The 14,592-nt window shown below is 66.3% G+C and carries 12 protein-coding genes; 4 read left to right on the top strand and 8 right to left on the bottom strand.

Going from position 1 to position 14,592, the window contains the following annotated elements; genetic code table 11:
• Positions 1-62 precede the first annotated feature (62 nt).
• A complete protein-coding gene (locus tag PCA31118_RS04730) occupies positions 63-1,457 on the bottom strand; it encodes a CoA transferase (RefSeq protein ID WP_246190087.1) in 1,395 nt (464 codons plus the stop codon).
• 261 nt (positions 1,458-1,718) lie between these two features.
• Between PCA31118_RS04730 and PCA31118_RS04725 the strand changes: the two genes are divergently transcribed.
• Positions 1,719-2,918, top strand: coding sequence for a citrate synthase family protein (locus PCA31118_RS04725; protein WP_150623371.1), 1,200 nt, complete (start codon positions 1,719-1,721; stop codon positions 2,916-2,918).
• Between the two features lie 128 nt (positions 2,919-3,046).
• Here the strand turns inward: PCA31118_RS04725 and PCA31118_RS04720 are convergent, their stop codons facing one another.
• The 3 genes from PCA31118_RS04720 to PCA31118_RS04710 form a co-directional block, all read right to left on the bottom strand.
• Complete coding sequence (locus tag PCA31118_RS04720; RefSeq protein WP_150623369.1) at positions 3,047-4,660, bottom strand: PepSY-associated TM helix domain-containing protein; 1,614 nt, start codon at positions 4,658-4,660, stop codon at positions 3,047-3,049.
• Between the two features lie 140 nt (positions 4,661-4,800).
• A complete protein-coding gene (locus PCA31118_RS04715; protein WP_150623366.1) occupies positions 4,801-5,259 on the bottom strand; it encodes a DUF2946 domain-containing protein in 459 nt (152 codons plus the stop codon).
• A 57-nt stretch (positions 5,260-5,316) separates the two neighbouring features.
• On the bottom strand, positions 5,317-6,771 hold the full coding sequence (locus tag PCA31118_RS04710; protein WP_150623364.1) for an HD domain-containing phosphohydrolase: 1,455 nt from the start codon (positions 6,769-6,771) through the stop codon (positions 5,317-5,319).
• Positions 6,772-7,053: 282 nt separating this feature from the next.
• Between PCA31118_RS04710 and PCA31118_RS04705 the strand changes: the two genes are divergently transcribed.
• The gene (locus PCA31118_RS04705) at positions 7,054-7,839 is read left to right on the top strand and encodes an alpha/beta fold hydrolase (RefSeq protein ID WP_150623361.1); all 786 of its coding nucleotides are present in this window, start codon (positions 7,054-7,056) and stop codon (positions 7,837-7,839) included.
• A 253-nt stretch (positions 7,840-8,092) separates the two neighbouring features.
• A complete protein-coding gene (locus PCA31118_RS04700; RefSeq protein WP_150623359.1) occupies positions 8,093-9,136 on the top strand; it encodes an alpha/beta fold hydrolase in 1,044 nt (347 codons plus the stop codon).
• Positions 9,137-9,267: 131 nt separating this feature from the next.
• On the opposite strand, the gene PCA31118_RS04695 is transcribed toward PCA31118_RS04700, so the two are convergent.
• The 3 genes from PCA31118_RS04695 to PCA31118_RS04685 are packed head-to-tail and all read right to left on the bottom strand — an operon-like array spanning position 9,268 to position 12,283.
• On the bottom strand, positions 9,268-10,251 hold the full coding sequence (locus tag PCA31118_RS04695; protein ID WP_150623357.1) for an ABC transporter substrate-binding protein: 984 nt from the start codon (positions 10,249-10,251) through the stop codon (positions 9,268-9,270).
• On the bottom strand, positions 10,251-10,580 hold the full coding sequence (locus tag PCA31118_RS04690; protein ID WP_150623355.1) for a 4Fe-4S binding protein: 330 nt from the start codon (positions 10,578-10,580) through the stop codon (positions 10,251-10,253). The genes PCA31118_RS04695 and PCA31118_RS04690 overlap by 1 nt, the downstream gene beginning before the upstream one ends.
• A complete protein-coding gene (locus PCA31118_RS04685) occupies positions 10,577-12,283 on the bottom strand; it encodes an FAD-dependent oxidoreductase (protein ID WP_150623353.1) in 1,707 nt (568 codons plus the stop codon). The genes PCA31118_RS04690 and PCA31118_RS04685 overlap by 4 nt, the downstream gene beginning before the upstream one ends.
• A gap of 119 nt (positions 12,284-12,402) precedes the next feature.
• Between PCA31118_RS04685 and PCA31118_RS04680 the strand changes: the two genes are divergently transcribed.
• Positions 12,403-13,233, top strand: a complete 831-nt coding sequence (locus tag PCA31118_RS04680; RefSeq protein WP_150623351.1) for a Crp/Fnr family transcriptional regulator — start codon at positions 12,403-12,405, stop codon at positions 13,231-13,233.
• Between the two features lie 341 nt (positions 13,234-13,574).
• Here the strand turns inward: PCA31118_RS04680 and PCA31118_RS04675 are convergent, their stop codons facing one another.
• Positions 13,575-14,498, bottom strand: a complete 924-nt coding sequence (locus PCA31118_RS04675) for a SphA family protein (RefSeq protein ID WP_150623776.1) — start codon at positions 14,496-14,498, stop codon at positions 13,575-13,577.
• Positions 14,499-14,592: the final 94 nt, after the last annotated feature.

The following is a 14,592-nucleotide window of genomic DNA, read 5'->3' as shown; positions in this document are numbered from 1 at the left end:
GCAAGCAGGTCAGGGCGCGTGTGCCTCACGCGCCCTGCATCGCGCTCAGCGATTCCCCATGCTCATGCCCAACGGGGCGTTGCCGTACCCAGCGCCATGGCGGGCAGCGCCCAATCGACCGGCGTGCCGACGATCGACATCGGCGTTGCGACGCGCCGCACGGGGCCCCATGACGTATCTTCGATGCGCGGCGACAGGTCCGCAGGCGTCTCCTCGGCCAGCGGGGTGGGGCCAGTGGCCGACGAGCGATGCCTCACCAGCAGATGGGCGGTGCGCGCGAGCGACGCACGGACCGTTGCGCCTGCGCCGCGCGTCTGACGCAGCGCCAGCGCATGGACCGCCGCTGCCGCCATGAGATATCCCGTCGCGTAATCGATGCCCTGGCCGGGCAGTGGCACCGGACGCTGCGTGCCCGCGGCGCGCATGCCGGCATCGGCGATGCCGGTGCTCATCTGCACCAGACTGTCGAAGCCACGCCGGGTATGCCAGGGACCTTGCCAGCCATAGGCGTCGAGCGAGATGTCGATCAGTGCCGGGTTGAGTTCGCGACGGCGTGCAGCGCCAAGTCCCAAACGTTCCAGTGCATCGGGCCGGTAGCCGTGGACGACGATGTCCGCGTCGCGAAGCAAATCCTCCAGCGCGGCTCGCCCGTCCGCCTGCTTCAGGTCGAGTCGGGCGCATCGCTTGCCCTGCACGACTTCGGGCACCGTGCCGACTTCGTCCCAGCCTGGCGGATCGATGCGTAGCACCTGTGCACCGAAGCCCGCGAGAAAGCGCGTGGCCGTCGGACCCGCGAGGATACGTGTCAGATCGAGTACGCGAATGCCGCTCAGCGGCCGCTCGCGCATCGGTTTCCACTGCCGCAGGCGGGAGGTATCGGCCGCGTCGAAGGTCTCCCATTGCAATAGCGGCGCGGCCGCGACGGCCATGCCTTGCGGATGCTCGCGCCATTGCGCCAGCGTGCGCATGGCAGCAGCGCAGCCCCCCTGCGCGACGACGGCGTGCTCCAGCGCGTCGGCTTTCCACGCCGACACGGCGCGCGCCACGTCCTCACGCTGTGCTTCGACGTCGAGCACCGCCAGTGCCGCCGCGCGATGGTGCGCGGCGTTCGTGTGCAACCGAATCCAGCCATCCTCGGTTCGATAGTCACCGGCGATCGGGTCCCACATCGGGGGGGATGACCAGCCCTGGGCACGCAAGGACGTTTGAAACCAGAAGGACGCCAAGCGCCGGTCGACGTTCACACGAGGCATTACGGCGCGCTCATTCAGGCCGTAGTCGCCTGCCGCACCCGTCGTCAGTCCGGCCACGGCCAGCGTGGCCGTTGCAATGGCCGACGTGGCGAAGTCGGTGTAGGGAAAGGCGCACGGCAACGCACCTTCGCCGCTGATCGTGAGATCGATATCAGGGCCGCTATCGTCGCTATCGCTGGTATCACCAGCGACGGCACGCTGCATGTCGTTCAGATAGGCCGCAATGAAGCCCGTGTCTTCAGCAAGCGAAACGACGGCGTCGGCGCCGGTAGCAGAAGCAGAAGCCGCGGCGGGTAAAGGGCAATGCATGGGAAGTCCTCGAACGATTCGATACGTGGCATCGCAGTGAGTCGCGATGCAAGACTGCCGGCGCATTGAAGCTTAAGCCCATGGATTTTATTGTCAATATTGATTAACTTAATCAATCTGTTGGCTTCCCGTCCCTTCTCTGTCAGGGATTCGACCATGAATTACTTCACTGCGGCGCAAGCCGCCGAGCGTCTCGGCGTGTCGCTTCAGACGCTTTACGCTTACGTGAGCCGAGGGCTGCTGCATGCGGAGCCGGGCAAGACGCATCGTGAGCGTCGCTACCGCGCGGCTGACGTCGAGCGCCTTGCGGCGCAACGCACGCGCGGGCGCAAACCCAAAGAGGTGGCCAAGGCCGCACTCGATTGGGGGATGCCCGTGCTGGAGTCGTCCATCACGCTGATCGAGGACGCTCGCTGTTACTACCGTGGGCGCGATGCGCTGACGATGGCGCAAACGGCATCGGTGGAGGCGATGGCGGCGTGGTTGTGGCAATGCGACGAAGCACAAGCTTTCGCGAGCGGCGACGCCGACGCCGCCACGCGAAGGCTCGCGTCCGACTGGCCGGTCATGCTGCTCGAGCGCTATCGCGATCGTCGCGCCGAAGAGGCGCTGCTCCCTACGTTTACCGTTGTGAGCGACGATGCGCCCACGGCGATCTGGCAACGCGACCCGTTGCGCGTTGCACAGGGCAGCGCGGTGTTGCTGCGGCTGATGACAGCCTGCTTGTTGGGCACGCTGCCGAGCGCTGCGCCAATTCACGAGCAATGTGCCAAAGCCTGGGGCGTGAATGATGCCGAGGGGGCCGACCTGATCCGGATGGCACTCGTGCTGTGCGCCGACCACGAACTGAACGCGTCGAGTTTCACGGCGCGGTGCGTGGCATCCACGGGCGCGAGCCTGCGCGCGGCGATCATTGCAGGGCTGTCGGCCCTGACCGGCGGTCGCCATGGTGGCACGACGGCTCGCAACGAAGCGATGTGGGACGAGATCGGCGACGTGGACATTGCGAACCGCATGCGCGAACGCCTCGCGCGTGGCGAGAAACTGCCCGGCTTTGGCCACCACCTCTACCCGATGGGGGACGTGCGGGCCAGCGCCATGCTCGCTCGCGTGCTGCCCGCGCATCCGACGTGGCAGACGATGATCGACGCGGCCGATGCCCTGATCGGCCAGCGTCCGTCACTCGACTTCGCGCTGGTGGCGGTGCGGCGTCATCTGGGCCTGCCCGTGGGCGCCGCGTTCGGGCTCTTCGCACTCGGGCGCACCATCGGCTGGATCGCTCACGCCAGAGAGCAGCGCGAGAGTACGCAACTGATACGTCCTCGTGCGGCCTACGTGGGGCCGCGGCCGGCGTAAGTCGGAGTGTCGGCATGAGTCGGCAGGAGTCGGCATGAGTCGGCATGAGTCGGCGTAACACCACATAGCCCGCGCTGTCGTCGCCATCGCCGTCAGCCCACTTTTTACGTCTTATGGCGCATGGCGACTCATGGCCCCGGACGACGTCCGAACACCGCACGATCTCCCGCCCACACGAGCGTCATCGTCGCGCCCATCAGCGGAAAAATGCAGCCCAGCGCGATCATGCCGAATGTCCAGCCGCGCATCGGCGGCGGTGACGCCGGGCGCGACGGTGCGCCCAGCGCGCGTGCCGGACGGCGCATCCACCACATGACGAAGCCAGTCACCGCCATGGCGAACAAGCCCATCGAAATCAACGCGCACAGCCATTGATTCGCGGGACCGAAGTAGCGGCCCATGTGCAGCGACGTCCCGAAGGAGACCGCCTGTGCGATCGCCCCGTAGGCGTTGTAGTCGATGTCGCGCAGCACCTTGCCGCTGTATTGATCGATGTGGATCGTGCGCTCGACCTTCGGATCGGCGGGGAAGTACGAGATGGTGTAGACGCCGTCCGGCCGCTTCGGCACCACGAGGCTGTAGCCGGTCTCAACTCCCAGACGCGAGGCAATCGCCATGACCGCATCGACCGGCAGCGCACCTTCCGCGCGCAGGCTGGCGGGCGTCAGACCGGTGTCGCGCCCGGCGCTATGTGTGCTATGTGCGCCATGTCCGCTATGTCCGCTATGTTCGGCATGCGCGTCGGTGTTGTCCGCGGCGCCGGGCATGTCCTTCGCGCCGTGGGCTGCATGGGACATTCCTTGCATTCCCGGCATCACCGTCGCCGTGTCTGCCGTGTCTGCCGTGTCAGCCGTGCCAGTGGTACCCGGCGGCGTCGAGCGCGGCACGGCCGTGTTGCCTACGGCCCAGGGAATCTGGGCAACGGGCAGGTCGTCCATCTTCACCGACTTGGACGGTATCTGGGAGCGCACCGGCGCTTCACCCCAGGCGCCGGGCGGCGAGCCCATACCGATCCTGGATGTCAGCACCTTGAACTGCGCCCCCCATGAGCCGGACCAGGGCAGGCCCGTCAGTACGAACGCCAGTCCGCCCGCCGCAAGCCACAGTCCGGCAACGCCGTGCAGATTGCGCAAGAGCGCGCGTCCGCGCAATTGCAGACGCGGGCGCAACGCGTTGGCCCAAGTGGCGCCGGCCCGCGGCCACCAGAGCGCGAGGCCCGTGACCAGCATCACCAGCGTCCAGCACCCTGCCAGTTCCATGAGGAGTTCACCGGGCTTGCCCAGCATGAGCGAGCGATGGAGCGCGCGCGTTTGCGCCATGAGCCGATGCTCGACACTCAACGTACCGAGGACTGCGCCCGTGTAGGGGTTGACATACACGCTTTCCCGCTCGCCACCGGGCAGGCGAAAAATGAATTCGGCACTGCGCGCCGGATCGCGATTCACCTCGACCGAACTGATCCGTGAACCGGCGGGCAGCGTTGCCGCGGCGCGTTCCATTAACGTTTGCTCGCTGATCCGCGGCGCGCCGGTCGCTACAACGGCGAGCCTGTCCTGATACAGCCACGATTCGATTTGCGGCTGGAAGACATAAAGGGTGCCGGTGATGGCCAGCACCATGAGCCACGGCATGACGAACAACCCTGCGTAGAAATGCCAACGCCAGAGCGTGCGGTACTGAGCGGCGGCGCGCGCCGGTTGCGCCTCGTGCGTGTGAGGTGTCTGTGTGTAAGGGATCTGCATAGTGCGACGATTCCGTCTCGTGCCGCCACGCGATGGCGGCGGCGCGTGCATGCCGCGGATACGACGATCCGTCGGACGTGCACGCGAACAGGGAACGACGCGGTCACCGGGTGCGGTGAGGCATCGGACTGAGTGCGAGATCAGGAAAAGGCGGGGGGCGCGCGGGCAGGCGGTGTGCGGGCGGGTTGGGTATGGGAAGCAACACGATCGGCAAGCGGTCCCGCGCGCGCAATCCAGGCGAACGACACCGCGCCGGTCAGCGCCGGCATGACGAGAGGCGGGTGATTGGCAAGCAGCGAACAGTAGCCGCAAAGGTCGCTCTGGCTATCGTGCGCGCCGTGCGACATCGGCGAGGCGTGGTCCCCGTCGGCGTGCATGGCGTGCGTAGCATCGCTGCCGTGCGCCTGAGCCGACGCCCTCATCACGGCGGGCAGCGAGCGGCCATCGCCTTCGACGGTGCAGAACGCCACGTCCAGCACGCGCGCGGCCTCTGCCCGATGCGCGGCGAGCATCTGACTGACCAGCGGCATGCCCACGGCGAGCCACATGGCGGCGAGGCCAAGCCATGCGCTCAGGCGTTTGCGTGCGTTGGACGTCATGCGGGTGGATGAGAGGCGATACCTGTTATGGAAGCCGAAATGCTATCACGCGGCCTGTCAGAGCATGCCCGCCGTGAGAGCCTTAAGCGTTGCGGCGGCGCGCGTCGAGCAATCCAGTTTGCGAAAGATGCTCTCGACGTGGGTGCGCACGGTGCTTGGGCTCAGTGCCAATGCACGGGCGGCCTCCTTGTTGCTCAGGCCCGCGCTGATTTGACGCAGCACGTCGAGCTCGCGCGGCGACAGCAGCGCGTTCGCCCCGGCACTTGCCGACCGCGGGCGCACGGTCTGGCCTTGTGCTGTCGCTACGACAGCCGCCACGACTTCGGCGTCGAACTTTCCCGCGTGCGCGTCGCGCGTGAGCGTGTCGGCGGCTTCGTCGAATGTCATTGCGTCGCGCCACGGACGCGTTGCGAGCAACGCTTCGAACGCGACGGACGTTGCGAGCACGCGCTGCGGCGTGGTCAATGCGGGGCCCGACACGCCGCGAAAGTACCCGCTGCCGTCGAGCCGCTCGTAGGCATACGACGCCAGCTCCGCCGTCTGGCGCAATCCGTCGATCTGCCGGGCTGCCCGCGAACTCCAGTACGGCACGAGGCGGACCTTCTCCCACTGGTCCGCCGACAGTTTTCCGTCCGTCTCCCACAGCCGGTTTGGCAGCGCCGCGCGGCCGATGCCATGCAGCAGCGCCGCCGCATGCAATTGCGTCTGCACGTCTGTGTCCAGTCCGAGGCTGCGCGCCGTGCGCGCTGCCAGGTCGGCGGCTCGGCGGGAGAAGCCCGCGAGCCAAGGCAGTTTCAACTCCGTGACATCGGCGAGCAGCGAGAGGGGGACATCGGCGTGGCGCCCGACAGGCGCCAGTTGCCAGGTGCTCGTGTCGGGGGATGCGGAGGCGAGTGCATCCAGCCAGTGTCCGGCATGGTGCAGGGCGGTGTCGACCAGCCGCGCGGGGTACTTGGCGTCCGCCTGACTGCGCAGGAAGGCGAAGGCGTTATCGCGGCCGTGCGCCTGAGCAAGAATTTCCAGGTCGCTTGCCACGCTGACAAAGAAGACCGTCGCGGGAATCGCATCGCCGCTGTGCGCGGCAGGCATGCCTTTGCCATCGAAGCGCTCGAACACTTTGCGCAGGGCGTCGACGACAGCCGACGGCATCCCCAGCGTGGCCGCCACATCGCCCGACACTTCGCAGTGAATCAGGGCCAACGGCACGATGAGCGATTGTGTTTGGGCGGAGAGCGCAGGCAAGGTCTGGGCCATCATCGCTTCACGCGCGGCGACGTCGTCGCCGAGCAGTTCCGCAAAGCCCCCGGCGTTGGCGGTGCATCCCGACCAGCGAAGCAAGGCCGTTGCGCGGGCATGATTCTGTGCATCGAGATCGGCGCCGCATGCCTGTGCGAGCCAACCGGCAAGGCAGGCGGCGCGACGGGAGTGGTCCGTTGAGCGCCCCATGCTGAGATCGCCAATGAAAGCGAGCGCAAGAATCGCGTCGGTGAGGTCGGCGGTGCTCGAAGGCATGGTCAGGTCGGATGACAAAGGCTTGGTAGTCAGGGGAGCGGGAAGGGTGTCGGGCGCATGACGGGCATCAAGGGCATGACAGCCAAGGGCGGGTGGCGAAGCCGGGCCGGTGTCAGCCGACGTCGGCATGACGGAACGTGGCGGGTCGGTCGATCGTCCGATACCGCCGCACGCGCCGGGCGACGACACTGGCAACCAGTCGAGTCAGGCAGACGAACCGCCGAACGACACCCGTCGGACTTACCCCGCAACCCTTGCTAATCCAGCATCAAGGAGATTTTCATGAACCACCATTCTACCCTCGCCGCCATTCTGTTGAGCACCGGTCTTCTGGGCGCTGCCGCCGTGCCGGCCGCACCTGCAGCAACTGCGGCAACCGCCGACGCCGCGCCGTCCGTCGTGATCGTGCACGGCGCTTTCGCCGATGGCTCCGACTGGGCCAAGGTCGTAGGTCTCCTTCAGGACAAGGGCGTCAGGGTCACCGCCGTGCAGAACCCGCTCGATTCGCTCGCAGGAGACGTTGCCGCCGCTACGCGCGCCATCGACAACCAGCCCGGCAAGGTCGTGCTCGTGGGCCACTCGTGGGGCGGTGCCGTCATCACCGAAGCCGGCAAGGACGACAAGGTGGCAAGCCTCGTGTACGTCGCAGCCTTCGCGCCGGACGCCGGACAGTCGGTCGAAGCGCTCTCGAAGGATCTGCCGAAGGCCCCCGGCATCGACCATATCGTGGCCGACGCGAACGGCTGGCTCAGCCTGCCGCCGGCGGACGTCGCGAAGTACTTCGCACAGGACGTGCCGGCCAGGCAAGCGCGTGTCATGGCCGCCACACAAGGTCCGATCAAGGGCGCGGCGTTCGCCGACACGCTGAGCGTCGCGTCCTGGCGTCAGAAGCCGTCGTGGTTCGTCGTGAGTCAGAACGACCGCATGATCAACCCGCAAGCGCAGCGCATCATGGCGCGCACGATCGGCGCGAAGGTAACGGAGTTGCCGACGAGTCACGTGCCGCAGCAGTCGCGTCCGGCCGACGTTGCGAAGGTGATTCTGGATGCCGTGGCCAGCGTCAAGTGATCCGGCGCAGGGCGACAAGACCTCTCGTCGCCCATTCGGCGCGGATTTTTGAATCCGTATGTGTCACTTGTCCCGACGGATACATTCGGACATAAACGGCCTGGATTCGGCAGATATAACTATGGGCAAGCGCTCAACCCGCCATCCGTCAGCCTCGAAATCCCGACGGAACATGGACGGAATGCGGACAGCGCAACCCTTGGCGCCATCGCTCACCGGTGCGCCGGTATATCACTCAGAGAGGTCAAAAGTCATGTCGGATCCGGTCAATCTTCGCCGTCGTCGTCTTCTTGGAACCACGCTCGCAGGGGTGACCCTCGCGGAACTCGGTTTGTCGCAACTGGCCAATGCCGCCAATGCGGCCAACGTGGCGACCACGGCAACCGTCGGCGGACATACGTCGTTCGAAGCGCTTCGACAGATCGAGGCGGGTGATCTGAACGTCGGTTATGCCGAGGCCGGTCCGAAGCAGGGCAAGGTCGTGATCCTGCTCCATGGCTGGCCGTACGACATCTACAGCTACGTTGACGTGGCGCCGCTGCTTGCGGCAGCCGGTTATCGCGTCATCGTGCCTTACCTGCGCGGTTACGGCACGACGCGTCTGCTCTCGGCCACTGCCCCGCGCAACGGCCAGCAGGCCGTGGTGGCCGCCGACGTCATCGCACTGATGGACGCGCTGAAGATCGACCAGGCGATTCTCGGCGGCTACGACTGGGGGGCGCGCACGGCGAACATCGTCGCCGCCCTGTGGCCCGAGCGCGTGAAGGCGATGGTGTCGGTGAGCGGCTATCTCATCGGCAGTCAGGCGGGCAATGCGGTGCCGTTGCCGCCGCAGGCCGAACTGCAATGGTGGTATCAGTTCTACTTCGCGACCGAGCGCGGCGCGAAGGGCTACGCCGCGAACACCGACGCGTTCAACAAGCTCATCTGGCAACTGGCGTCGCCGAAGTGGCAGTTCGACGACGCGACGTACGCCCGCTCGGCCGCCGCTTTCCACAACCCGGATCACGTGGACATCGTGATTCATAACTACCGCTGGCGTCTCGGGCTGGTGCAGGGCGAGGCGCGCTTCGACGCGCTGGAGAAACGCCTGGCGGCAGCCCCGACGATCGGCGTGCCGACGATCACGATGGAAGGCGACGCGAACGGCGCGCCGCATCCCGCACCGGCGGCCTACGCCAGGAAGTTCACCGGCAAGTATGAGCACCGCGACATCGGCGGCGGCATCGGCCATAACCTGCCGCAGGAAGCGCCGAAGGCATTTGCCGACGCGATCCTGGAAGCTGTCTCGCTGTAATCGGCCGACGCACAAGTGCCAACCCGTCGCACGGGCGGGCGCTTGTGCGCCGGGGCGCTTTCAGGTGTATCAGTGCCCCGTTTTCGGCTTCGGCTTCGGCTTCGGCTCCGGCGCACACCGCGCGGTGCCGCTCACGTTTGCCACTGCTGCACGGCAAAGTCGTGACGAATCAGACGACTATCCAGCAGGAAGCGCTTGACGCCATCGAGGAGCTGGATGCCGGATGACGGCAGCGCGTCGCCCGGGTAGTTCGCAATGGGATGCGAGATCTTGACGGTCTCGATCGGAATGCCGCTCGTGCGCTGATGAAAGTCGAAATAGGCCGCCGGATCGCGTTTGATCTCGACGAGCGCATCGCGTCGCGCACGGTTCCACGCCGCGGGCAATGCCGGCGCCTGACTGAGCACCTTGTCGGACGCCACGATGACCGACGAGCCGAGCAATTCGGGATGCTGGGCCGCCTTGTTGATGACGGGATACCCTTGCGCGGCGAGTGTCGGCCCGAGATCCGATTGCGCGGCATAGGCGCCGATGGCGCCGTGTTCGAGCGCAGCGCCTGCATCACGCCCCAGCATATGCACCACGCGCACGCGCCCCGTCAGCCCCGCACCATCGAGCACACCGAGCAGATACCGGTGGATGTACGAGCCGAGCGGCACGCCCACGGTCTTGCCTTCGAGCGCCTTCACGCTGCTCACGCCGCCGCGCGGGGTCAGCAGCCATGCCGCCAGCCCGATCTCCTCGAACCCGATCAGGCGCGCCTTGAGACCTTGGGAGCGCGCGACCACGGCGGGCGTGTCGCCGTAGATGCCGACATCGAGTGTCCCGGAGAAGAGCGCTTCGTTCAGGTCGGGCCCGTTCGAGAACATGTCGAACCGCACGTTATCGAAGCCCAGTGGCGCCAGTTCGCGCAGCAGATAGCCGCGATCGAGCGCATAGCCGGTCGGCGCAGCCGGCGCCCGGGCCGGGCCGATGACACCGAAGCGCAACGTCTTGCCGCTGCCGTTTGCGCTTGCTGCACGCGCGCCGCTGCCGGCCATCATCAGTCCCGCTGCTGCGCCTTTGAGGAGCGTGCGGCGTGTGCGGGACACCCCCTTGTGTGTGTCTTTCGTCATTAATGTGCCTTCGTCAACAATACATAACTGGCGTCGAGCGCCGCAGTGGAATGCCGGCCCGGGCCCCAGCCGACAGCGTCGCGATAACTGCCCCAGGTCACCTCGCGCAGGCGTTGCGCGTCGGTTTCGTTCGTTGCACGATCGGCGTGCGGGGCGACGAACAGGGCGTCTTCGGGGCAATACAACTCGCACATGAAGCACGTCTGGCAGTCGTCTTGCCGCGCAATGCGGGGCACGCCGCCTTTGACCGCCTCGAAGACATTGGTCGGGCACGCGCGCACACAGATGTTGCAGCCGGTGCAGCGTGCCTCGTTCACGATTTCGATCATGCGATGGCCCCCTCGGAGATCGGGGCGCGTGTTGCACGCACCGTGACCGGCTGCCTGCGCACCCAGACCTCGTCGAGTCCGCCGCTCAGCAGCCGGTGATGCTGTGCTTCGTCCGTGACGGTATGTTCCACGCGTCGGTGCATGCCGCGAGTCTCGGTGCGCGCTTGCGCGCTGCGATACATCCAGCGCGCGGTCGCAAGCATGGCGGCCGCTTCACGCGTGCGCACGGCCTCCTGCGCAGTGCGTGCCGGACTACCGGAGCGCAAGCGTTTCCATAGCGTGTCGAGGCGTCCGAGCGAGTCGTCGAGCAGATCGGCCCGGCGCCACCAGTTGCGCTCCAGCGGAAAGACTTCGTCCTGAACGGCGCGGATCACTTGTGCGCTGTCGATGGCCTGGGACGTGGACGACGCCTGTAGTCCCGCGCCCCCCGTGTGATAGAGCGAAACAGACGTCGCGCGGCGGTTGTGCTTCGCGAAGGTCGCCGCTCCGGCACCGGCCCAGAATCCCGACGACATGGCCCACGCGGCGTTATGGCTGCCGCCACCGGTAAAGCCGCCGCAAATCAATTCGCGCGTCGCGGCGTCGCCCGCGGCGTAGAGCCCGGTTACCGAGGTGGCGCAGTCCTGGCCCGTGACGTTCAATCCCCCCGTGCCGCGTACCGTACCTTCCAGACGCAATGTCACAGGAAAGTGCTGCGTGAAGGGATCGATGCCGAGCCGGTCGAACGGCAGGAAGAAGTTCGGCTGCGCCGTGCGCATCCATGCCCGAATCTGATCGTCCGCCTGATCGAGGCAGCCGAAGACTTTCCCGGTGGTCAGTTCTCGGGCGATGACACCGCGCCCGCGCGCCGATCCGGCACCTTCGATCTTCCGGCCGTCTTCGTCGTAGAACGTCGCCCATTTGTAGAACATGGATTTGGTGACGGACGCAAAGGCGGGGCCAAGGCCGTAGGCATTCGAGAACTCCATGCCCGAGAGTTCGGCACCCACCTCGGCGGCCATCAACTGGCCGTCGCCGGTGAGCACGTTGCAGCCCAGCGCCCGGCTCAGAAACGCGCATCCGCCGGTCGCAATGACCACGGCGTTCGCACGCACGAGCCACGTCTCGCCGGTCTGGCGATTGACGCCGGTCGCCCCCGTCACGGCGCCATCGTCGTCGACCAGCAGTTCGAGGGCAGGGCTATGGTCGAGAATGCGTGCGCCGCTTTCCTTGACCCGCTTGCGCATCAGGCGCATGTACTCGGGACCCTGTACGGACGTGCGTTGCGACTGGCCGAACTCGTCGACCGGGAACGGGTAGCCCCATTGCGCGAGTTGCTCGACGTTGTCCCAGGTCTGATCGAGTACGCGATCCATCCATGCATGCTCGGCAAGTTGCCCGCCCATCTCGAAGCGGCTGGCCTTGGCGCGCTCGCGTGTCTGACCATCGTCCGGCACGTACCAGATCGCCGTACCCGAGGGCGCCGTTGCGCCGGAGGTGCCGCAGTAGCCCTTGTCGGCCAACACGACTTTCGCGCCTTTTGCGGCGGCACTGATGGCGGCCCATGTTCCCGCAGGGCCGCCGCCGATCACGAGCACGTCCGTGTCGTGAAGCTTGCCGACAAAGGCGTCCGTCACTTTGCGCGAGGTCGCTCCCGCTGCCACGTTCGCCTTCGCTTTCGAGCTCACGTCCGAGGTCACACTCGCTTTCACACTCGCTGTCATTTACTTACGCTCCTGAGTCGAATTTTGATATGCCCATCCATTACTAGGCGCGGTGCCGAAACGCGTTACGGTGGTCGACCGGCAAACGTTCCCGCTCATTCCCCCAAACTCTCGGTGTCATGCAGTTACCCTCCGCGTCTACACCCACGCCGCCCTTCGGCTACGCCAACGCTGCGCGCGACATTGCCGCGCAGGCCGCTTCGCATTTGCCCCTGCACGCGAATGGCCGCGATCTGACCGAGCGCCAGCGTGCGATCATCTGGACCGCCTTTCGCAACAACGCGGGCCTGCGCGAATGGCCCGACGACGTCCTTGTCGCCCTGATTCAGGCCGGTCATCTGCAAACCTATCCCGACGCCACGCTGATCTACGCCGCTGGCGATCCATGCCCGGATGTCCACGTCATCCTCTCCGGTGTTCTCGAATGGGAGTGGACAAGCCCCGATGGCGGTCGGGCCGTCGAAGACTTCATTCCGCCGGGCGAAGTCGCCAACTTCATTGCCGTCCTCACCGGCGAGACCTCGGTTCACCATCAACGGGCCCGGGGCCTGACCCGGCTCTTTCACATTCCTGCGCGGGCGCTGCGCGAACAGTTCACGCGCGATCCAACGCTCACCGCCTCACTGCTGCGCCTGATTGCCGGTCGGGCACGTGGCCTGCACGACCGGCTCGGTCGGCATAGCCTCCAGCCGTTTCGCGCACGTCTCGCGTATCAGCTGCTGGCGCTGGCCCGGCGCTACGGCGTGCCCGACGCATCGGGCGTGACGCTGAACATCCGGCTGTCGCAGGAGGACCTCGCCGCCTTGCTGATGGCCTCGCGCCAGTACCTCAACCGGGAGTTCCGGTGGTTTCTGGACCGGCAACTGGTGCGCGTGCGTTACGGGCGCGTGACGTTGCTGGATATGGCAGCCTTGCAGGCGATCAGCGAGGGGCGGGATGTTGAGCCCTGACAAACGCGACAGGACTATTGTGTGAGCGCTCGGGCGAGGCGATCTGTCGCCAAGCCGACAGTGTTTCGCGGGATTTCTTCTACTTAAATTCCGATGCCGGGGGGGCGGCGAGCCAGCCCGGCGGCGTGATCCGTGTGGGAGAGAAGCGGCGCAGGGGAAGGTGCGCAGGGAAGCAAGGAGAAAGGAAGGAAGGGAGGAAGGGAGGAAGGGAGGACGATCAACGTCGCGAACCGTGCGCGCGAATGTGCGGTGCAGGCGAGGTGCAGACGAGGAGCAGGCGCGGCGGCGCGTGCCGCAACGCCGACCGGGTCAATCAGCCCCCGCCGCGCCGGGGGCCTGGATCAGAACACCAGCGTCGCCGTCGCCATGAACGTCTTCGTGCTCTTCAGGCGGTTCGTCGCGGTGATGGTCGGCACCCACCGGGCGGAAAACGACAACGGGTGCTTGCCGTCGAGCTTGGTGTCGTAGGTGACGATGGGGCCCAGCGCGAAGTCATGGCCCCGGAAGCCATTGAGCTGGTCGGCCGTTGGGCCGCTGTCGCTGCCCAACTGCTGGGTCGTGCCGAGGACCAGCCCGATGCCCAGTCCGTTCGAAAACTTCTTCAACCCCATGACGTCAAGCGTGAAAAGCGGCGCGTTCTGGTAATCGGTGGCGGTGTTGCGCGTGTAGAACTGCACCCCGGCGATCACGTCGAACTCCAGATCGTACGCCGGCACGAACTTCGTGTAAGCCACCTGTGGAATGAACGTCCAGTTATTCAGACTCGGGTTGGCGAGGGCGTTCGGATCGTAGCGCCCGGTCGGCGCCCAGATCGCCACGGAGAACGACATGTGGTCGGTCTTCGAGAAGTGATAGCCCGCGATGATCGGCGTGAACGTGATATCGAACAGGTTCGATGCGGTCTGCGATGTACTCGTCGAATTCCCGCGGCCACCGCTCAGGGAAGCCGTCGCCTTTGTCCACAGATACGGCAGCGTAAAGCTGGATGCGAAGTTCCACGCACCGGTACCCGTATTCCACGTCTTCATGAGGGTGGCGAGCGTGAACGACAGTTCGCCATCCAGCCCGAGTGAAGTCTTGCCCGCAATCGGCACCTGACGGCTGCCGCTGATATTGCCGTCGAAGTAGATTTCGGCCAGATTGACCGCCCAGATCGGTTCCGGCGAGACCACCCCGGCATTCGGCTGCACCCCTGTGCCGCTCACGGGTCGCCCGAGCGCGCCTTCGGTCGCGCTGGCCGGCGGCGCGAAGGCGGCGAGCGTCATGAGCACAGCGCCCAGCGCCAGCGCCGGGCGCAATGGCCGCAATGGCAGCAATCGCTGCCGCACTGCGCGCGCGTTCGTGGTCGACCTATCGGGT

The sequence above is a fragment of the Pandoraea captiosa genome, assembly GCF_902459775.1.
GTDB lineage: Bacteria > Pseudomonadota > Gammaproteobacteria > Burkholderiales > Burkholderiaceae > Pandoraea > Pandoraea captiosa.
Note: the sequence above shows the minus strand (reverse complement) of the source record. Positions and strands in the feature narration are given on the sequence as shown.

Excerpts from the sequence above, each read along its gene's own strand:
- PCA31118_RS04715 (WP_150623366.1), bottom strand. The coding sequence starts at position 5,259 with ATGACGTCCAACGCACGCAAACGCCTGAGCGCATGGCTTGGCCTCGCC.
- PCA31118_RS04700 (WP_150623359.1), top strand. The coding sequence starts at position 8,093 with ATGTCGGATCCGGTCAATCTTCGCCGTCGTCGTCTTCTTGGAACCACG.
- PCA31118_RS04720 (WP_150623369.1), bottom strand. The coding sequence starts at position 4,660 with ATGCAGATCCCTTACACACAGACACCTCACACGCACGAGGCGCAACCG.
- PCA31118_RS04725 (WP_150623371.1), top strand. The coding sequence starts at position 1,719 with ATGAATTACTTCACTGCGGCGCAAGCCGCCGAGCGTCTCGGCGTGTCG.
- PCA31118_RS04695 (WP_150623357.1), bottom strand. The coding sequence starts at position 10,251 with ATGACGAAAGACACACACAAGGGGGTGTCCCGCACACGCCGCACGCTC.
- PCA31118_RS04685 (WP_150623353.1), bottom strand. The coding sequence starts at position 12,283 with ATGACAGCGAGTGTGAAAGCGAGTGTGACCTCGGACGTGAGCTCGAAA.
- PCA31118_RS04675 (WP_150623776.1), bottom strand. The coding sequence starts at position 14,498 with ATGACGCTCGCCGCCTTCGCGCCGCCGGCCAGCGCGACCGAAGGCGCG.
- PCA31118_RS04690 (WP_150623355.1), bottom strand. The coding sequence starts at position 10,580 with ATGATCGAAATCGTGAACGAGGCACGCTGCACCGGCTGCAACATCTGT.
- PCA31118_RS04710 (WP_150623364.1), bottom strand. The coding sequence starts at position 6,771 with ATGCCTTCGAGCACCGCCGACCTCACCGACGCGATTCTTGCGCTCGCT.
- PCA31118_RS04680 (WP_150623351.1), top strand. The coding sequence starts at position 12,403 with ATGCAGTTACCCTCCGCGTCTACACCCACGCCGCCCTTCGGCTACGCC.
- PCA31118_RS04730 (WP_246190087.1), bottom strand. The coding sequence starts at position 1,457 with ATGCAGCGTGCCGTCGCTGGTGATACCAGCGATAGCGACGATAGCGGC.
- PCA31118_RS04705 (WP_150623361.1), top strand. The coding sequence starts at position 7,054 with ATGAACCACCATTCTACCCTCGCCGCCATTCTGTTGAGCACCGGTCTT.